Below are 19290 nucleotides of genomic sequence, written 5' to 3'. Positions count from 1 at the left end.
GGTGTGCGTAGGAAAATGCCATCATTTGTGTGAGAAAAATGGATCCATGGCGGGGTTTTGGGGCAAACTCTCGGGTTTTCAACAGTTCGACAAGGCTGCCCCATGTCCTCTCCGTCCTCGGTTGATGAACAACGGTTCCGCAAACTTCTGAGTCGCAACGTCAGCTTGCCGCTGGGCGTCGGCGTGCTCAGTGCGGTGTTTTTCGTCTCACTGATCACCTATTTGCTGTCCGTCATCCAGTGGGTCGAGCATACCGACCGGGTGATCAATAACGCCAATGAGGCGGTGAAACTCACTGTCGATCTCGAAACCGGCATGCGCGGCTATCTGCTTAGCGGTGACGAGCACTTTCTCGACCCGTACGAAGTTGCCAAGCCGCGTATCGACGTCGCTCTCAATACGTTGCTGGAGCTGACCGCCGATAATCCGGTGCAGACCGACCGCTTGCGTCGCCTGCAAGCGTTGCAGGTGGAATGGGCCAACTACGCGCAATCGATGATCGACCTGCAGCGCAGCAGCGGCGATTATCGCGGTGCGGTCAAGGCCGGGCGGGGCAAGCGACTGACCGACGAAATTCGCAAGCAGTTCGAAGACGTCATCGAAACCGAACAAGTGCTGCGCGCCACGCGCAACGAGGATGTGCGTCGCACCACCATCTGGAGCATCACCCTTTATCTGATTTTCATCGTTGGTATCAGCGGTTTGCTGGCCTACATCGGCCGCCGTGACCTGGTCAATCTGTCGACCAATTACAGCGCCAACCTCGCGGCGCAACAGGCCAGCGCCGAACGCCTGGAGAAGCAGGCGTGGCTGCGCAACGGCCAGACACAATTGGCCGAGCAGGTGCTGGGGCAACTGACGCTGAACCTGCTGGGGCGCAACATTCTGCAATTCTGCGCGCAATACCTTGGCACTGCCGTCGCTGCGCTTTATGTGCGCGAAGAACATGGCGGCCTCAAGCGTGTGGCGACTTATGGCTTCTCCCGCGAGCAGGAAGAACTGAATCAAACGATTTACAGCGGCGAAGGCATCGTTGGCCAAGTCGCAGAACAGGCACGCCTGATCCGTCTCGACGCGGTCCCTGGCGACTATTTCAAAGTCAGCTCCGGCCTCGGCGCAGGCCTGCCGCACAGTGTGCTGGTGGTGCCGACCAGTGATGACGACCGCGTCAATGGCGTGATCGAGCTGGGTTTCCTGCGTCCGCTGTCCGAGCGCGACATCGAGTTGCTGGAGCTGATTGCCGGCAACATCGGCACGTCGATCGAGGCGGCGCGCTACCGTCAGCGCTTGCAGGAAGTGCTCGCCGAAACCCAGCAGCTCAACGAAGAGCTGCAAGTGCAGCAGGAAGAGCTGAAGACTGCCAACGAAGAGCTGGAAGAACAGTCGCGGATTCTCAAGGAATCCCAGGCGCATCTGGAAACCCAGCAAGTGGAGCTGGAGCAGACCAACGAGCAGCTCGCCGAACAGCGCGATGCGATGGACAAGAAAAACACCGAGCTGAATCAGGCGCAGATTCAACTCGAAGAGCGTGCCGAAGAGCTGCAACGCTCGAGCAAGTACAAGTCCGAATTCCTCGCCAACATGTCCCACGAACTGCGCACGCCGCTCAACAGTTCGCTGATTCTGGCCAAGCTGCTGGCGGAAAACCCGCAGCAGAATCTGTCGGCGGAGCAGGTCAAGTTTGCCGAATCGATCTATTCGGCCGGCAACGATCTGCTCAACCTGATCAACGACATCCTCGACATTTCCAAGGTCGAGGCCGGCAAGCTTGAAGTGATTGCCGAAAACACCCGCGTCGATCGTCTGGTCGATGGCTTGCGCTCGATGTTCGAACCGCTTGCTGCCGACAAGCACCTTGCTTTCACTGTCGAGGTCCAGCCGGACGCACCGGGCTTGCTGTTCACTGATCGTCAGCGTCTGGAGCAGGTGATCAAGAATCTGCTCTCCAACGCGATCAAGTTCACCGAGCACGGCGCCGTGAGCCTGAGCATCACCGCGCAGCCGAATGATCACATCGCTTTCAGCGTCAAGGATTCCGGGATTGGTATCGCAGCCGATCAGCAGGAAAGTATTTTCGAAGCGTTCCGTCAGGCGGATGGCACCACCAACCGCAAGTACGGCGGCACCGGTCTGGGCCTGTCGATCTCGCGGGATCTGGCGACGTTGCTGGGCGGCTCGATCAGCGTCGACAGCGTACCGGGGCAGGGCAGCACGTTCACGCTGCTGTTGCCGCGTCAGTATCACGAATTCGGTGATACGCCGGCCGCGCCGCTGACCTTTCATGCAGCGCCTGCGGTGGCTACACCAGTGGCCGTTGCGGCACCGCTGGCGTCAGCGATTCCGGCTGTCATCCCGCGCTTCGCCGACGATCGCGACAAGGCGCCGTTCGCCACCCGCTGCATTCTGGTGGTGGAAGACGAGCCCAACTTCGCCCGTATCCTCTATGACCTGGCTCATGAGTTGGGTTACATGTGTCTGGTCGCCCACGGCGCCGACGAGGGTTACGACCTGGCCCGCGAATTCGTGCCGGATGCGATCCTGCTCGACATGCGCCTGCCGGATCACTCCGGTCTGACCGTGCTGCAACGCCTGAAAGAACGCGCCGAAACCCGGCACATTCCAGTGCACGTGATTTCCGTGGAAGACCGCGTCGAAGCCGCCATGCATATGGGCGCCATCGGCTACGCAGTGAAGCCGACCACCCGCGAAGAGCTCAAGGACGTCTTCGCTCGTCTGGAAGCCAAGCTGACGCAGAAGGTCAAGCGCGTGCTGTTGGTCGAAGACGACGATCTGCAACGCGAAAGCATCGCGCGGCTGATTGGCGACGAAGACATCGAAATCACTGCCGTCGGCCTGGCCCAGGACGCCCTGGAATTGCTGCGCACGACCATCTACGACTGCATGGTCATCGACCTCAAGCTGCCGGACATGCTCGGCAACGATTTGCTCAAGCGCATGTCCACCGAGGACATCTGCTCGTTCCCGCCGGTCATTGTCTACACCGGCCGCAACCTGACCCGCGATGAAGAGGCCGAGCTGCGCAAGTATTCACGCTCGATCATCATCAAGGGCGCGCGCTCCCCGGAGCGGTTGCTCGACGAGGTCACACTCTTTCTGCACAAAGTCGAATCGCAGCTGTCCCATGAACGGCAGAAGATGCTCAAGACCGCGCGCAGCCGCGACAAGGTCTTTGAAGGTCGTAAAGTGCTGCTGGTGGACGACGATGTGCGCAACATCTTCGCACTGACCAGTGCACTGGAACACAAAGGCGCAGTCGTGGTGATCGGCCGTAATGGCCGCGAAGCAATTGAGAGACTTCATGAAGTCGAGGACATCGATCTGGTGCTGATGGACGTGATGATGCCGGAAATGGATGGCTTCGAAGCCACCATGGAAATCCGCAAGGATCCGCGCTGGCGCAAGCTGCCGATCATCGCGGTAACGGCCAAGGCCATGAAGGACGATCAGGAGCGCTGCCTGCAAGCGGGCGCCAACGATTACCTAGCCAAGCCCATCGACCTTGATCGTCTGTTCTCGCTGATACGTGTGTGGTTACCGAAAATGGAACGCATCTAGTGGAACGCAGCAGTTCAGCCGAGCGCAACAGCGAAATCGAATTACGCTTGTTGATCGAGGCGATTTACCTGAAGTACAGCTATGACTTTCGCGACTACTCCGGCGCTTCGATCAAGCGCCGGGTGCAGCACGCGCTGAGTCAGTTCGAGTGCGCGACCATCTCGGCCCTGCAAGAGAAAGTCCTGCACGACCCGACGGCGTTCATGCAGCTGCTGCAACTGCTGACGATCCCGGTCAGCGAGATGTTCCGTGATCCTTCGCACTTCCTGGCGATCCGCAACGAAGTGGTGCCGCTGCTGCGCACCTATCCGTCGCTGAAAATCTGGATTGCCGGCTGCAGCACGGGCGAGGAGGTCTATTCGATGGCGATTCTGCTGCGCGAAGAAGGCCTGCTCGACCGCACGATCATCTACGCCACCGACATCAACCCGCGCTCGCTGGAGAAGGCCAAGCAAGGGATTTTCTCCATGGAAAACGTCCGCGCCTACACTGCCAACTATCAGCAGGCCGGCGGCCAGCGTTCGTTTGCCGATTACTACACCGCAGCCTATGGCTACGCGATTTTCGACAAGAGCCTGTGCGAGAACGTCACGTTCGCCGACCACAGCCTGGCCACCGATAGCGTGTTCTCCGAAACCCAGTTGATTTCCTGCCGCAATGTGCTGATCTACTTCAACAAGAAGCTGCAGGACCGGGCGTTCGGGCTGTTCCATGAATCGTTGTCGCATCGCGGCTTTCTGGTGTTGGGCAGCAAGGAAACCCTGGATTTTTCCAACTATTCGAATCAGTTCGAGGCGTTGGTCAAACAAGAACGGATCTACCGCAAATCATGAACGACACCCCGAGCCTGCCTCGCATCGAGGCTGTCGTGATCGGCGCCTCCGCAGGCGGTGTCGAGGCGTTGCTGACCCTGCTCGGGCCATTGCGCAAAGGCTATGTGCTGCCGATCATCATCGTTCTGCATCTGCCGGAAGAACGCCGCAGTCATCTGGCCGAAGTGTTCTCCCGGCGCCTGGCGATGCCGGTCAGAGAAGCCGAAGACAAGCAGGACATTGAAGCCGGCACGGTGTATTTCGCCACGCCCGGTTATCACTTGTCGGTCGAAGCGGATCGCAGCTTGTCACTGAGCCTGGAGGACCGCGTACATCATTCGCGGCCGTCTATTGATTACCTGTTTGAATCCGCCGCTGACGTTTACGGCGAGACACTCGCCGCTGTCCTGCTGACCGGCGCCAATCACGATGGCGCGCGCGGGCTCGCTTACGTCAAGCGTGGCGCCGGCCTGACCATTGTTCAAGACCCCGAGGATGCACAAGTCGCCACCATGCCCCAGGCTGCACTGAACGTTCTGCAGCCGGATCATGTCCTACCCATTCACGGCATCGGCCGTCTGCTAGTCGAGCTGGAACGAATCGCATGCTGAGTAATATCCAAGCCAAACTGTTGATCGTTGACGATCTGCCAGAAAACCTGCTGGCGCTGGAAGCGCTGATCAAGCGCGAGGATCGCACGGTCTACAAGGCTCTGTCGGCGGACGAAGCACTGTCGCTGTTGCTGCAGCACGAATTCGCCATGGCCATTCTCGACGTGCAGATGCCCGGCATGAACGGCTTCGAACTCGCCGAGCTGATGCGCGGTACAGAGAAGACCAAGAACATCCCGATCATCTTTGTCAGCGCTGCCGGCCGAGAACTCAACTACGCGTTCAAAGGCTATGAAAGCGGTGCGGTGGACTTCCTGCACAAGCCGCTGGATATCCATGCGGTGAAGAGCAAGGTCAACGTTTTCGTCGATCTGTATCGCCAGAGCAAAGCGATGAAGCAGCAGGTCGAGGCGTTGGAGCAGGCCCGGCGTGAGCAGGAAGCGCTGCTGCAACAGCTGCAAAGCACCCAGCTGGAGCTGGAGCAAGCGGTGCGCATGCGTGATGACTTCATGTCCATCGTCGCCCACGAGGTGCGTACGCCGCTCAATGGCCTGATTCTCGAAACCCAGTTGCGTAAAATGCATCTGGCGCGAGACAACGCCGCAGCGTTCACTCTCGACAAGATGCAGGCGATGGTCGACCGCGATGAGCGGCAGATCAAAAGCCTGATTCGCCTGATCGAAGACATGCTCGATGTCTCGCGAATCCGCACCGGCAAACTGTCGATCCGACCGAGTCGTTTCGATCTGGTGCAACTGGTCAGCAATCTCCTGCAGAATTTTGCCTCGCAAATGGAAGCGGCAGAAACCAGCGTTTCCTTCGAGGCATCGGCGCCGGTAGAAGGTTGCTGGGACGAGTTCCGCATCGAGCAAGTGGTGTCCAATCTGCTGACCAATGCCTTGCGTTACGGTGGTCGCAGCCCGATTCAGGTGCGCGTCTATCGCGAAGATGACGAGGCCCGGGTCGAGGTACAAGACCACGGCATCGGCATCAGCGCCGAGAACCAGAAGCGTATTTTTCAGCAGTTCGAACGGGTGTCCGCCAAGACGGTGGTGGCCGGGCTCGGGCTTGGTCTGTTCATTTCCGAGCAGATCGTCGCCGCCCATGGCGGCTCCATCGTCGTCGAGAGTGAAATCAACGAGGGCGCCCTGTTTCGCGTTTGTCTGCCAATCCAGGAAAACGGCATATCCGACGCAACCTCTGAGTGACCACACGGTCGTATCAGCAGCTATTGACCGAACAAAGGCTTCCCATGAGCGTAGATGCGCAAGATGTAGTACTCGTCGTCGAAGACGAACCGGTTATCTTGATGGTCCTGACGGATTACCTGTCGGGGCAGGGCTATCGCGTGTTGCAAGCGGAAAATGGCGAGCAGGCTTTCGAGATCCTCGCCAGCAAACCTCATCTCGACATACTGATTACCGATTTCCGCCTGCCGGGCGGGATCTCCGGCGTGCAGATTGCCGATCCGGCGGTGAAATTGCGACCGGACCTCAAAGTGATTTTCATCAGCGGCTATCCGCAGGAAATCCGTGAGACCGGCAGCCCGATTACCAACAGCGCACCGATTCTGGAAAAACCGTTTGATCTGGATGTGTTGCAGGAAAAGATTCAGGAATTGCTGGCCTGATATGTAGGAGCTGCCGTCGGCAGCTCCTATCGATTCAGCTATTGATCATCTCCCGCACCTTGGCGGTGAGCAGATCAAAGGTGAATGGCTTGGTGATCATCTGCATTCCCGAGTCGAGGAAGCCACCGCGCACCGCCGCGTGCTCGGCATAACCGGTGATGAACAACACTTTCAGACCTGGGCGATATTGCCGACCAACCTCCGCCAGTTGACGACCGTTCATCCCCGGCAGACCAACGTCACTGATGAGCAAATCAATACGTTGCGTCGAATTTAGAATCGGCATGGCGCCGTCGGCATCACCGGCCTCTACGAACGCGTAACCCAGCTCACTGAGCACGGCGCTGACCAATACGCGCACCGCCGGGTCGTCTTCAACGATGAGTACGGTTTCGCCATCCATCGCATACGGAGCCTGCTGCGAATCCGATACGGGAATTTCTACTTCCTCACCCCGGAAACGCGGCAGATAGAGTTTTACCGTGGTGCCTTCATCGATTTCACTGTCGATCGACACATGCCCGCGCGACTGCTTGCTGAAACCATAGATCATCGACAGTCCGAGGCCGGTGCCCTGGCCGATCGGCTTGGTGGTGAAAAACGGATCGAACGCACGGCTGACCACGCTCTGCGGCATGCCGCTGCCATTGTCAGTGACGCTGAGCATCACGTAATCGCCTGGCTCCAGATTGCTGTACGCAGCCGTGAATTCGCGATGCAGCACCTGATTGCTGGTTTCCACCACCAGCTTGCCACCCTCGGGCATCGCATCACGGGCATTGATCACCAGGTTGAGCAGGGCGCTTTCCAGTTGATTGGGATCGGCCTCGGCAACCCAGAGATTGTCGTCCAGGCGCATTTCCAGATGAATGCTTTCATTGAGGCTGCGTTGCAGCAGCTCGCCCATCGACAGCACCAGCGTGTTCATTTGCACGGCTTTCGGGTCGAGTGACTGACGGCGCGAGAACGCCAGCAGACGGTGAGTCAGGCCGGCGGCGCGGTTCGCTGACGTCACACCTAGATCGATCAGGCTGTCGAGGTCTTCCGTGCGGCCTCGGGCCAGACGTCGACGCAGCAATTCGAGACTGCCGATGATGCCAGTGAGCATGTTGTTGAAGTCGTGAGCGATGCCGCCAGTGAGTTGGCCGACCGCTTCCATTTTCTGCGATTGGCGCAGGGCTTCTTCGTTGTGGCGAAGTTGTGCGGTGCGTTCTTCGACTTGCTGCTCGAGGGTTTCCAGGGTCGATTGCAGGCGTCGTTCGCTTTCACTCAGGTCGATCAGCCGATCGCGCGCTTCATATTGTCGTCGTCGCCCACGCAGGGCGGCGGAGACCAGGCTGACCAGCGTCGCGGGATGGAAGGGGCGCTCGAGAAACGTCACGTTGCCGAGCAGGGTACTGAGGCGCGACGGAGGGCCTTGTTCATCGCCGCCATGATGAGTCAGCAGGACAATTGGCATGTCCGACCACGCGGGCTGCTGGTCAAGGTAGGCGATTAGCCCTTCCAGTTCAGGTCCGCGCAGCGCTTCAGCAGCAATCACCAGCAGTCCGGCACCGACCTCCAGCTCGGTGCATAAAGCGCCGAGATTCGGCGCCACCATGCCGCCGTAGCCGGCTTCGTTGAGGATCATCAACGCGATCTGGCTGTCGCGACCCATGGGCGCCAGCACCAGCACCCGCTCGGCCAACGGCGTGTTGACCGTCACAAGCTTTCATCCTCAAGCAATGGATTGCTCGCTCCCATGTAGGTCGGCACGCCACGCAGCACGCCCTGGAAGGATTCCAGCGGTTGGCCGATGGTCATGCCATGCGAGGAAATCCGGTATTCACGGATGGTCGACTCGTGGTTGCCGGTACGTTTCTTGATAATCGAGATCGCCCGGCGGACTTTGCCGAGGGCTTCGAAGTAGCGCAACAGAATCACCGTGTCGGCCAGGTAAGTGATATCGACCGGCGCCTGCATATCGCCCACCAGACCGTGCTGGGCGACCGTCATGAAAGTCGCCGCGCCTTTGCGGTTCAGGTACAGCAACAGCTCGTGCATGTGCAGCACCAGCGCGTTTTCTTCCGGCATCGCCGCTTGATAGCCGTTGATGCTGTCGATTACCACGGTTTTGATACCCAGCTCATCGACGCAACGCCGCACGCGATGGGACAACTCACCGGGAGACAATTCGGCGGCGTCTACTTGTTCGATCAGCAGATTACCGGTGGCCTGCAAGGCTTTGAGGTCGATACCGAGATGACGCATGCGTTCGAACAGCAGGCCCAGCTCTTCATCGAAAATGAACAGCGCGGCTTTTTCGCCTCGAGCCACCGCTGCGGCGGCGAAGATCATCGAGATCAGCGATTTACCGGTACCGGCCGGGCCGAGAATCAGCGTGCTGGAGCCGGTTTCGATACCGCCGCCGAGCAGGGCGTCCATTTGCGGTATGCCGCTGGACAGCTGCAGACGTGGGTAGTCGCCGCGATGTTCCGCCGCTACCAAGCGTGGAAAAACATGGACGCCGTCGCCCATGATGGTGAAGTCGTGGAAACCGCCACGGTATTTCTGCCCGCGATACTTGACCACTCGAACGCGCCGACGCTCAGCGCCGTAGCTCGGTGTCAGCTCTTCAAGACGAATCACGCCGTGGGCGACACTGTGCACGGTCTTGTCGAGGGACTCGGTGGTCAGGTCGTCGAGCAGCAGGACGGTGGCGTCGTAGCGCACGAAGTAATGCTTGATCGCCAGAATCTGCCGACGATAGCGCAACGAGCTCTGCGCCAGCAGACGGATCTCCGAGAGACTGTCGAGCACAACGCGAGTCGGTTTGAAGCGTTCGACCACTTCGAAAATCTGCCTGGTCGCCTCACCCAGTTCAAGGTCCGAGGAATACAGCAGACTTTGCTGGTGTTCGGCATTGAGCAGGCTTTCCGGCGGTGTCAGCTCGAAGATCTTGATGTTTTCGTTCAGCTCCCAACCGTGGGAGAGCGCACCTTGACGCAGTTCTTTCTCGGTTTCCGAGAGAGTGATGTACAGGCAGCGTTCCCCGGCCAGCGCACCGGCGCGCAGGAAATGCAACGCCACGGTGGTTTTGCCGGTCCCGGGTTCCCCCTCGAGCAAAAACACATGGCCGCGAGACAAGCCACCGGCAAGGATGTCATCCAGACCTACAATGCCGACGGCGGCCTTTGCACTGATCAACTCGTTTGATGTAGTCAAAAAACGCCCTCTTATGACTAGGGTAATCCGGCGGCTGGCTAGAGTGAGCCGCCTGAGTAACTTGACCTCACGGCGTGTTCACGGTTCCGCTTTTTCTTGGACGGGCGGCCAATTGAGTCCGCCCTGACTGGATTAAAGACCTTGTTGCAGGGCCGGGTCGTCCGGATTCAGCTGCTCCAGTTGCGCCAACAGGATCTGCACATTCTGCAGTTGGCCGCTTTCCTTCCAGTAGTTGATCAGCAACACCCGCGCCTTGCGGTCGGCGGGGTGGCGCTGGACGATTTCCTGCAGCTGTTTTTGCGCCGCTTCCAGTTCTTCCGCGCTGTGCAGGGTGGTGGCGAGGTCGTAGCGATAATCCTTGTTGTCCGGCTCCAGCTCGACGGCTTTGGACAGGCCGAGCAGGGCATATTCGCGCTGGCCGTGGTGCAGCAGCCACAGGCCGAGGGCATGTTGCAGATAGGCGGAATCAGGCTGCGCCTTGAGTTGACGTGCGAGCAACTGGCGAGCGGCATCGCTCTGGCCCTGGCGGTCAAGCACATCGATCTGCATGACCAGCGCCGCCAGGTTGCCGGGTTCCAGACGCAAGGTATTGTCCAGCGCCTGTTGGGCCTGTTTGTATTCGGCGTTATGGATATAAAGACGGGCCAGTTGCGCATAGTTGGCAGCGCTTTCCGGCTGGTTTTCCAAGGTCTGTTGCCAGCCGTCGATAGCCTGCTGTAGCGGTGCGAAATACAGGCCGAGCTCGTCCGGGCTCAGGCCGAGCAGGGCATTGATCGCGGCGAACCGCACGGTTTGTTCTGCGTCGTCGAGCAACGGTCCGAGCAGCAGACTGCGTTGCCCGCCGGGCACCAGACCGACGATGCTTTTGATCGCGGCGACGCGCACTTGCGGCGCTTCGTGATGCAGGTCGATGTCAGCCAGTTTCAAGGCCTGCGGGCTGGGGTAGTTGGGCAGCTCGCCGTGCAGCCAGACCCGGCGTTTGACCGAGATGTCCGGGCGGCCCAATTGCTGGTACAACTGGCGCGCCGCTCCGGGTTCACCAGTGCGCGCGGCGTTCAGCGCTTCGCTGTAGCCATGTTTGATAGCATCGGGAATGGTCGGTGTGCTGCTGCGCCATGACAGCCAGACGACGCCGAGGATCAGTACGAGGCCTAGGCCGATCAGCAGGTTGCGGCGGGACTGAGTCATGCGGGGTTTCCGAAAGCTTCGAACTTGAGCAGAGCGGCAAGCTTCGTTCAGCTTGGCGCGTGAGTCAAACCGTTGCCAGCGAATCGTCCTACAACACGTGTCGACTGTGAAATCCGTCAGGCTTTTGCTGGAATGTCTACGCTTGCAGAAGTCGTTTTAAAGAGAGTGCCCATGTCTGCGCTGTACACCTATTTCAAGGCTTTGATCCATCCCGGTCAGGCTGTTCTGCTGTTTGCCCTGCGGACCATCGCCGCCGGGCTGTTGACGCTTTATCTGGCGTTCATTTTCGATCTCGAACAACCGAAGTGGTCGATCATGGCTGTGGTGATTGTCAGTCAGCCATTGGCAGGGATGGCACTGGCGCGCAGTTTCGGCCAGGTGATCGGCACCACCGTGGGTGCCGCGGTGGCGGTGCTGATCATGGCGATTTTTCCTCAGGCGCCGCTGCCGTTCATCACGACATTGGCGTTGTGGCTGGCGCTGTGCACAGCGGGCGGCACCTTGTTGCGCTACACCAGTTCCCAGGCGTTCGTGCTCAGTGGCTACACCGCAGTGGTGGTGGCCTTGCTGGCGATCCCGGATCAGGAAGGCACGTTTTTGCTAGCGGTCACCCGCGTCACCGAAACCCTGCTGGCCGTTGCCTGCGTGTGCGTGGTGAGCCTGCTCACAGCCCGGCCTGAAGCAGTGGCCAAAGGTTATTTCGCCAAAATCGATCAGGTGATCAAACTGGCCGCCAGCCACGCCGCCGAAGTGCTTCGCACGGAAGAAAGCGAAGCCGATTTTCAGCGTCGGCAGATGCAATTGCTCGGCGAGATCAGCGCATTGGAGGGGTTGCGGCGCCATTTGTATTTCGATGCCCCACGTTTGCGCGATGCCGACAATCTGGTGTTGCTGCTGGGCAATCAACTGATGCTGCTGACCTCGCGACTGACCGCGCTACGGCATCAGCGCGAATTGCTCATCGAACGCTGGGAGGGCGATCTGCCGCTGGAGGTGCAGCAACTGCGGGCCGAGGAACTGGCGTTGCTTGAGCAACTGGCGCAACAGGGTCGTGCGCTGTCTGGCGCGGACCGGCAACGTTTCGTCACCTTGCAGCAACAGTTCGAAGCGTTGGCGTACAAGGCCGAGCAGCAGACCGAGAACATGAGTGCGGCCCTGCGTTCACTGGCCTGGGCGCTGCGTTGGGAGCAGGCGCGCCTGCTGCAGCAACTGGAGCAGATTCTCGAACTGAGCGACGCCATTCAGGAAGGGCGCCCGGCCAGTTGCCTATATCGCGGCCAGAGCAGTCCGTTGCATCTGGATTTCACCCTGGCCTCGATGAACGCCATTCGCGCCTTTACCGCGCTGTTGGTCAGCGGATTGATCTGGATCGAAACGGCGTGGGATGGTGCGCGCGGCGGAATGATTCTGGTGGGAATTCTCTGCTCGCTGATGGCGACTTTTCCGCGTCCGCTGATGGCTGCGCAAAGCTATGCGCGAGGCTTGGGTCTGGCGCTGGTAGTGTCGGCGTTCTATCAATTCATGCTGGTGCCCGCGATCAGTGATTTCGAGCTGCTGGCCTTGCTGCTGGCGCCGCTGCTGTATGCCATTGCCGTGGGCATTTCCAGTCCGGCCACCGCCGGTATCGGCATGGGCCTGGGGCTGTCGAGTTTTCTAATGCTCGGACCGCAAAACACCGGCACTGGGCAGAATACGGCGATCCAATGGTTCGAATTCGCCGGCGCCTACGTCAGTGCAGCGATGCTGGCCCTGATCGTTTATGCGCTGATCTTCCCGTTCCGCCCGGGCTTGCGCATCCGGCGCCTGTACGGCGAAGCGCGGGAGCAGGTGTACCAACTGAGCAAAATGCCGGCCACCGATGAACAACAATTCGCCTTCGAGAGTCGGATGACCGATCGCCTGACCAGCATGCTCGGCCTGCTGCCAGCGGCAAACGATCGCGCCATGCAACGCTTGTATGAAATCAGCCTGGCTTGCGTAGCCCTGGGCGTGGCCATGCATCAGCTGAGGCAGCAGGCGCAGAACAACGCGTTACTCACCGATGCGTTCAGCCAGCGCCTGGCATCGACGTTACGCAAGACCGGTCGCCTGGTTGCCGGACGCGCTGATGTGCAGCTCCCGGCGCTGCTGGCGACGTTGCACCAACTCGGAGATGAGCTGGACGAGCTGCACGCCGCCAGCCATGAACATTTATGGTCGGTTTTTCGCATGCGTGTGGCGCTGCTGATTGTGGTGTCGTTCCTCGAGCGCCACGGCGAACATTTGCAACCTCAAGGTCTGGAAGGAGAACCGCAACTTGCCCATTGATTTCGAAATTGGCGGGGTTTATCTGCCGCCGATTGCCCAGGCTCTGTTACTGGCGATCCCGATTTTCATGTTGCTGGACTGGTGCTTGCGCCGCCTGGGCGTACTGCGCCTGGTCTGGCATGAAGCGCTGTTCGAAGGCGCGCTGTACGCCTGTGTCTGCGCCACGCTGATTCTGTTGATGGGAGCCTGATGTCTTGAAAGCACTAGTTGCACGAATGATGACCGTGGCAGTGGTGATCCTGGCGATCGTCCTCGGCTGGTTTGCCTGGGAGTATTACACCCGCGCGCCGTGGACACGGGATGCTCGGGTGAGGGCGGATGTGGTGACGCTGTCGGCGGATGTTTCGGGGCGTATCGTCAAACTGGCGGTGCAGGACAACCAGCATGTCGACAAAGGTCAATTGTTGCTGGAGATCGATCCGGCGCGCTATCAACTGGCGGTCGAGCATGCCCGACGCTCGGTGGAGGTGTCCAAGGCCTCGCTGGGGCAATCGCAAGCGGCAATCGTCGCCAGTGAAGCATTGCTCAAACAACGCCAGAGCGAGGAGCGCCGGCGACGTACGCTGAAGCAGGGCTTCGCGATTTCCGGTGAAGAATGGGAGAAGGCCAGTACCGACGTGGCGGTTGCCCAGGCGGATCTGTTGCGCAATCAGGCCAACCTCGGCTTGGCCGAGGCCAATGTGCAACTGGCAATTGCCGCGCTGACCCAGGCTGAACTGGATTTGCAGCGCACCCGCGTTGAATCGCCAGTGAGCGGTTACGTGACCAACCTGCTGACCCGCCAGGGTGATTACGCACAGGCGGGCGGGGCACTGCTGGCGTTGGTCGACAGCGATTCGTTCTACGTCAGCGGCTATTTCGAAGAAACCAAGCTGCCGCGAATCGCGGAGGGTGATCGGGTACGCATTCAATTGATGAGTGGTGAGCGCTTCGGCGGCACAGTGGAAAGCATCGCCTTCGCCATTGCCGACCGCGAAAACGCGCCCGGCAGCCGATTGCTGGCAAACATCAACCCGAGTTACACCTGGGTGAAGCTGGCGCAACGGGTGCCGGTGCGCATTGGGATTGATGGTGACTTTGCCGGTAAGGATCGCCTGCGCGCCGGTACAACCGCCACCGTCACCGTCCTGGAGGATCACCGCTGATCCATTGTGGGAGCGAGCCTGCTCGCGAAGGCAGAGTATCAGCCACCGCTGATATGTCTGACCTGACGCTTTCGCGAGCAGGCTCGCTCCCACAAAAAATCCCAGTGCTGCAAACAGGCATAAAAAAACCCCGCGACCGAATGATACGCGGGGCAAAAAATTTGGTTGGTTGCGGCCAACCAAAGGAGCTCTTTAACAACCTTTACTTGCTGGCGACTGTCTCCGGTTGCCAGCCACCGCCGAGGGCCTTGTAGATCGCGACGATGCCGCGATACAGCTCGACTTCGGCCTGGGCCTGACTGTCTTCGGCGTTCAGGCGCTCACGTTGAGCGTCGAGCAGGACGAGGAAATCGGTGGTGCCTTCGCGATAACGGATTTCTGCCAGATCAGCGGCCTTGCGACTCGATTCGCTCTGACGGATCAGCGAGATCAAACGTTGCTGACGCTTGCCGTAATCGCTGAAGGCGTTTTCCGATTCTTCCAGCGCCAGCAGCACCTGTTGCTCGTAGTTGGCCAGCGCGCCTTCGGCGTCAGCATCGGCACCGCGCAAACGGGCGCGGACGCTGCCGAGGTCAAACGCAGCCCAGGTGATGCTCGGGCCGAGTGCCCAGGCGTTGGCTGCCGACGAACCGATCTGCGAGCCACGTCCGGCCGTCCAGCCGAGGAAGCCGCTGAGGCTGACCCGTGGGAACAGGTCGGCCTTGGCCACGCCGATGCGCGCAGTGGCCGAAGCCAATTGCCGTTCGGCGCTGAGAATGTCCGGACGACGTTGCAGCAGTTCACCCGGATCACCGATCGGCAGCGCCTTGGCGATGGCCGGCAGATCTTTCGGGCTCAGATCAACGGTCAGTTTGTCCGGGCGCTCACCGAGCAGCGTAGCGATACGGTTTTTCTGCCGAACCTGTTCCGCCTGCAGCTGCGGCACCGTGGCTTCGACGTTGGCCAGACGCGCATCGGCGCGTTCGACATCGAGCTGATCACCGACACCGGCGTCACGCAGGCTGATGGTGATCTTGCGCGACTCCTGCTGGTTGTTGAGGTTGGCCACGGCGATTTTTTCCCGCAGCTGAGCGCCGCGCAGTTGACCGTAGGCGTCGACCAGTTCGGCAATCATGGTGACTTGCAACTGGTAAAGATCGGCTTCGGCGGCCTGCTGGTCGGCGTCACTGGCTTCCAGATTGCGCTGGATGCGGCCGAACAGGTCGAGCTCCCAGGCCATGTCCAGACCGAGGTCATAGCGCTCGCTATTGACCCGGTTGGTGGTCTGGCCGGGAATCTGGCCCTTGCCCAGGTCGCTGCTGGCGCGGCTGGTGATGGTCGGCATCGCGTCATTGCTGGCGTCGTCGCGGATCGCCCGAGCGGCTTTCCAGCGGGCGAACGCCACGCGCAGTTCACGGTTGCCTTGCAGCGATTGCGTCACCAACTGGTTGAGTGTCGGATCATCGAATTGCTGCCACCAGATGCCTTCGAATTTCGAACGGTCGAAGTTCTTTTGCCCGGCGGCGCCGTCGGTGGCGGTCGTGATGTTGGCCGCCTCCGTAGCTGGGGTCTTGTAGTCGGGGCCGACGGCGCAGGCGCTGAGGGCCAGCACCAGCAGACTCGGCAGGAAGACTTTCAGACTCATTGTTGCGCCTCCAGTGGCTTTTGAAGAGTGTGCGCCTTGGCTGCTTTGCGCTGCTCGCCGCGTTCGACAAAGTTACGGATCAGTACATAGAACACTGGCGTCAGCAGCAGACCGAAGAAGGTCACCCCTAGCATCCCGGAGAACACCGCCACACCCATGGCGTGGCGCATTTCGGCACCGGCACCGCTGGAGAACACCAGTGGCACCACACCCATGATGAACGCGAAGGAGGTCATCAGAATCGGCCGCAGACGCAGGCGGCAGGCTTCCAGCACCGCAGCCAGCGGATCGAGGCCTTCTTCCTGTTTGTCCTTGGCGAATTCGACGATCAGAATCGCGTTTTTACAGGCAAGTCCCACCAGTACGATCAAGCCGATCTGGGTGAAGATGTTGTTGTCACCGCCGGAAATGATCACACCGGTGATGGCCGACAGCAGGGTCATCGGTACGATCAGGATCACCGCCAGTGGCAGGCTCCAGCTTTCGTATTGGGCGGCGAGCACCAGGAACGCCAGCAGTACGCAGAGCGGGAACACGAACAGCGCGGTGTTGCCGGACAGAATCTGCTGGTAGGTCAGGTCGGTCCACTCATAGGTCATGCCGTTCGGAAGTTCTTCCTTGAGCAGTTTCTCGATGGCTTTTTCCGCCTGGCCAGAGCTGTAGCCCGGAGCTGCGGCACCGTTGATTTCAGCGGTGATGAAGCCGTTGTAGTGCATCACGCGGTCCGGCCCGGAGGTGTCGCTGACCTTGATAAAGGTCGCCAGCGGGATCATTTCGCCTTTGTTGTTGCGTACTTTCAGCTGGCCGATCTGGTCGGATTCAAGGCGGAACTGTTGTTCGGCCTGAACGTTGACCTGGTAGGTGCGCCCGAAGCGGTTGAAGTCGTTGGCATACAGCGAACCCAAATAGATCTGCAGGGTGTCGAAGATATCGCTGACGGCCACGCCGTGGGTCTTGGCTTTTTCACGGTCGATGGCGGCATCGACCTGCGGCACGTTCACCGTGTAGCTGGTGAACAGGCCGGCCAGTTCCGGCACGTTGTGGCTTTTGTTGATGATGTTCATGGTTTCTTTGTACAGCTCGTCGTAGCCCAGGTTGCCCCGGTCTTCGATTTGCAGGCGGAAACCACCAATGGTGCCCAGACCTTGTACCGGCGGTGGCGGGAAGATCGCCATGTACGCTTCCTGAATGTTCGCGTACTGGCCGTTCAAGGCGCCGGCAATCGCGCCGGCGGACATGCTCGGGTCTTTACGCTCGTCGAACGGTTTCAGCGTCACGAAGACGATGCCGGCGTTCGGGCTGTTGGTAAAACCGTTGATCGACAGGCCCGGGAACGCTACGGCGCTTTCCACGCCCGGCTGTTTCAGCGCGAGGTCGGACATGCGCTTGATCACGTCTTCGGTGCGATCCAGGCTCGCGGCATCCGGCAATTGCGCGAAGGCCACCAGGTATTGCTTGTCCTGGCCGGGTACGAAACCGGTCGGCGTGCTGGAGAAACCGAAGAAGGTCAGTACCATCAGGCCTGCATACACGAGCAGGGCGATGCCGCTGCTACGGATAACCCGGCGCACGGTGCCGACGTAGCCATGACTGGCACGGTCGAAGAAACGGTTGAACGGACGGAACAGCCAGCCGCCGAAGATCTTGTCGAGCACTTTCGAGAAGCGGTCTTTCGGCGCGTCGTGGCTTTTCAGCAACACAGCGGCCAATGCTGGCGACAGGGTCAGCGAGTTGAACGCCGAGATCACTGTCGAGATAGCGATGGTCAGTGCGAACTGTTTGTAGAACTGCCCGGTGAGGCCGGAAATGAACGCCGCTGGAATGAACACCGCACACAGCACCAGTGCGGTGGCCACGATCGGCCCGGTCACTTCCCGCATGGCGCGCTTGGTCGCTTCGACCGGCGTCAGGCCGAGTTCGATGTTCCGTTCGACGTTTTCCACCACGACGATGGCGTCATCCACCACGATACCGATGGCCAGTACCAGGCCAAACAGCGACAGGGCGTTGAGCGAGAAACCGAACAGGTGCATGACCGCAAACGTACCGATCAACGATACCGGCACCGCCACCAACGGGATGATCGAGGCGCGCCAGGTCTGCAGGAACAGAATCACCACCAGCACCACGAGGATCAGCGCTTCGAACAGGGTGTGCACCACCGCCTCGATCGAGCCACGAACGAAGATCGTCGGGTCATACACGATGCTGTAGTCCATGCCCTGCGGGAAGCCTTTCTTCAGCTCTTCCATCTTGCCGCGCACTTCGTTGGAAATGTCGATGGCGTTGGAACCGGGACGCTGGAAGATCGGAATCGCTACAGCCGGCTGATTGTTCAGCAGCGAGCGCAAGGCGTATTGGCTGGAACCCAGTTCAATGCGTGCGATGTCCTTCAGGCGAGTGATCTCACCGTCGGCGCCTGCGCGAATGACGATATTCTCGAACTCTTCTTCGGAGACCAGACGGCCTTGGGTGTTGACCGACAGCTGGAAACTTTGCGCGGTCGGGGCAGGGGGCGCGCCCAGTTGACCGGCGGCGACCTGACGGTTCTGCTCGCGAATCGCGGTCACCACATCGGTCGCGGTCAGATTGCGCGAAGCGGTCTTGTTCGGGTCAAGCCAGACGCGCAGCGAGTAGTCGCCCATACCGAACAACTGCACGTCACCGACACCACCGAGGCGAGCAAGCTCATCCTTGATGTTGAGGATCGCGTAGTTGGACAGGTACAGCATGTCGTAGCGCTTGTCCGGTGAGGTCAAGTGCACAACCATGGTCAGGTCGGGCGATGCCTTGTCGACGGTGATACCGATGCGCGTTACTTCCTCGGGAAGCTTTGGCTCGGTCCGGGTTACCCGGTTCTGCACCTGCACCTGCGCGTTGTCCAGGTCAGTGCCTAGGGCGAAGGTGATGGTCAGGGTGATCTTGCCGTCGGCGGTCGATTGCGAGGACATGTACAGCATGTTCTCGACGCCGGTGATGGCCTGCTCCAGCGGAGCGGCCACGGTTTCACCGATGACTTTGGGGTTGGCGCCCGGGAAGTTGGCGCGCACGACCACGGTCGGCGGCACGACTTCCGGGTATTCGCTGATCGGCAACTGGAACAGCGAGATCGCACCGGCGATCAGGATCAACAGCGACAGTACCGCTGCGAAGATCGGCCGGGAAATGAAGAATTGGGAAAAATTCATCGGAG

At 60.0% G+C, this 19290-nt stretch carries 13 protein-coding genes; 8 read left to right on the top strand and 5 right to left on the bottom strand.

The features are described 5' to 3' along the window. Positions 1 to 102: 102 nt before the first annotated feature. Genes AB4N41_RS22745 through AB4N41_RS22725 form a run of 5 tightly spaced genes read left to right on the top strand, consistent with a single transcriptional unit; the run spans position 103 to position 6629 of the window. The gene (locus AB4N41_RS22745; protein ID WP_252876377.1) at positions 103 to 3576 is read left to right on the top strand and encodes a response regulator; all 3474 of its coding nucleotides are present in this window, start codon (positions 103 to 105) and stop codon (positions 3574 to 3576) included. After that, complete coding sequence (locus tag AB4N41_RS22740; RefSeq protein WP_016774863.1) at positions 3576 to 4409, top strand: CheR family methyltransferase; 834 nt, start codon at positions 3576 to 3578, stop codon at positions 4407 to 4409. Before AB4N41_RS22745 ends, AB4N41_RS22740 begins: the two co-directional genes overlap by 1 nt. Further along, entirely contained in the window at positions 4406 to 4999 is a 594-nt protein-coding gene (locus AB4N41_RS22735; RefSeq protein ID WP_252876376.1) for a chemotaxis protein CheB, read from the top strand. Before AB4N41_RS22740 ends, AB4N41_RS22735 begins: the two co-directional genes overlap by 4 nt. Continuing rightward, on the top strand, positions 4993 to 6207 hold the full coding sequence (locus AB4N41_RS22730; protein ID WP_252876375.1) for a hybrid sensor histidine kinase/response regulator: 1215 nt from the start codon (positions 4993 to 4995) through the stop codon (positions 6205 to 6207). The genes AB4N41_RS22735 and AB4N41_RS22730 overlap by 7 nt, the downstream gene beginning before the upstream one ends. Positions 6208 to 6251: 44 nt before the next feature. Next, complete coding sequence (locus AB4N41_RS22725) at positions 6252 to 6629, top strand: response regulator (protein WP_056789776.1); 378 nt, start codon at positions 6252 to 6254, stop codon at positions 6627 to 6629. Positions 6630 to 6663: 34 nt separating this feature from the next. Here the strand turns inward: AB4N41_RS22725 and AB4N41_RS22720 are convergent, their stop codons facing one another. The 3 genes from AB4N41_RS22720 to AB4N41_RS22710 form a co-directional block, all read right to left on the bottom strand. Then, positions 6664 to 8334: an ATP-binding protein gene (locus tag AB4N41_RS22720; RefSeq protein ID WP_150635167.1), complete on the bottom strand. Its 1671-nt coding sequence runs from the start codon at positions 8332 to 8334 to the stop codon at positions 6664 to 6666. Continuing rightward, positions 8331 to 9833 carry an ATPase domain-containing protein gene (locus AB4N41_RS22715; protein ID WP_056789781.1) on the bottom strand — a complete coding sequence of 501 codons (1503 nt, stop codon included), beginning with the start codon at positions 9831 to 9833 and terminating at the stop codon, positions 8331 to 8333. Before AB4N41_RS22715 ends, AB4N41_RS22720 begins: the two co-directional genes overlap by 4 nt. 132 nt (positions 9834 to 9965) lie before the next feature. Then, entirely contained in the window at positions 9966 to 11021 is a 1056-nt protein-coding gene (locus AB4N41_RS22710; RefSeq protein WP_150635168.1) for a tetratricopeptide repeat protein, read from the bottom strand. 171 nt (positions 11022 to 11192) lie between these two features. Between AB4N41_RS22710 and AB4N41_RS22705 the strand changes: the two genes are divergently transcribed. The 3 genes from AB4N41_RS22705 to AB4N41_RS22695 are packed head-to-tail and all read left to right on the top strand — an operon-like array spanning position 11193 to position 14473. Further along, positions 11193 to 13328 carry an FUSC family protein gene (locus tag AB4N41_RS22705; RefSeq protein WP_460138061.1) on the top strand — a complete coding sequence of 712 codons (2136 nt, stop codon included), beginning with the start codon at positions 11193 to 11195 and terminating at the stop codon, positions 13326 to 13328. Further along, positions 13318 to 13518: a DUF1656 domain-containing protein gene (locus tag AB4N41_RS22700; protein WP_016774855.1), complete on the top strand. Its 201-nt coding sequence runs from the start codon at positions 13318 to 13320 to the stop codon at positions 13516 to 13518. The genes AB4N41_RS22705 and AB4N41_RS22700 overlap by 11 nt, the downstream gene beginning before the upstream one ends. Positions 13519 to 13543: 25 nt before the next feature. Then, a complete protein-coding gene (locus tag AB4N41_RS22695; RefSeq protein WP_406229195.1) occupies positions 13544 to 14473 on the top strand; it encodes a biotin/lipoyl-binding protein in 930 nt (309 codons plus the stop codon). A gap of 202 nt (positions 14474 to 14675) precedes the next feature. On the opposite strand, the gene AB4N41_RS22690 is transcribed toward AB4N41_RS22695, so the two are convergent. Both AB4N41_RS22690 and AB4N41_RS22685 read right to left on the bottom strand, forming a co-directional pair. Next, positions 14676 to 16097, bottom strand: a complete 1422-nt coding sequence (locus AB4N41_RS22690; protein ID WP_252886272.1) for an efflux transporter outer membrane subunit — start codon at positions 16095 to 16097, stop codon at positions 14676 to 14678. Next, positions 16094 to 19285, bottom strand: a complete 3192-nt coding sequence (locus AB4N41_RS22685; RefSeq protein WP_460138059.1) for an efflux RND transporter permease subunit — start codon at positions 19283 to 19285, stop codon at positions 16094 to 16096. Before AB4N41_RS22685 ends, AB4N41_RS22690 begins: the two co-directional genes overlap by 4 nt. Between the last annotated feature and the right edge of the window lie 5 nt (positions 19286 to 19290).

The organism is Pseudomonas sp. S2_A10, assembly GCF_054668465.1.
This window is presented reverse-complemented; position numbering and strand designations above follow the sequence as displayed.

Bases quoted from the DNA above. Each gene is read 5' to 3' on its own strand.
- AB4N41_RS22745 (WP_252876377.1), top strand. From the start codon at position 103: ATGTCCTCTCCGTCCTCGGTTGATGAACAACGGTTCCGCAAACTTCTG.
- AB4N41_RS22735 (WP_252876376.1), top strand. From the start codon at position 4,406: ATGAACGACACCCCGAGCCTGCCTCGCATCGAGGCTGTCGTGATCGGC.
- AB4N41_RS22730 (WP_252876375.1), top strand. From the start codon at position 4,993: ATGCTGAGTAATATCCAAGCCAAACTGTTGATCGTTGACGATCTGCCA.
- AB4N41_RS22725 (WP_056789776.1), top strand. From the start codon at position 6,252: ATGAGCGTAGATGCGCAAGATGTAGTACTCGTCGTCGAAGACGAACCG.
- AB4N41_RS22710 (WP_150635168.1), bottom strand. From the start codon at position 11,021: ATGACTCAGTCCCGCCGCAACCTGCTGATCGGCCTAGGCCTCGTACTG.
- AB4N41_RS22705 (WP_460138061.1), top strand. From the start codon at position 11,193: ATGTCTGCGCTGTACACCTATTTCAAGGCTTTGATCCATCCCGGTCAG.
- AB4N41_RS22695 (WP_406229195.1), top strand. From the start codon at position 13,544: ATGATGACCGTGGCAGTGGTGATCCTGGCGATCGTCCTCGGCTGGTTT.
- AB4N41_RS22690 (WP_252886272.1), bottom strand. From the start codon at position 16,097: ATGAGTCTGAAAGTCTTCCTGCCGAGTCTGCTGGTGCTGGCCCTCAGC.
- AB4N41_RS22685 (WP_460138059.1), bottom strand. From the start codon at position 19,285: ATGAATTTTTCCCAATTCTTCATTTCCCGGCCGATCTTCGCAGCGGTA.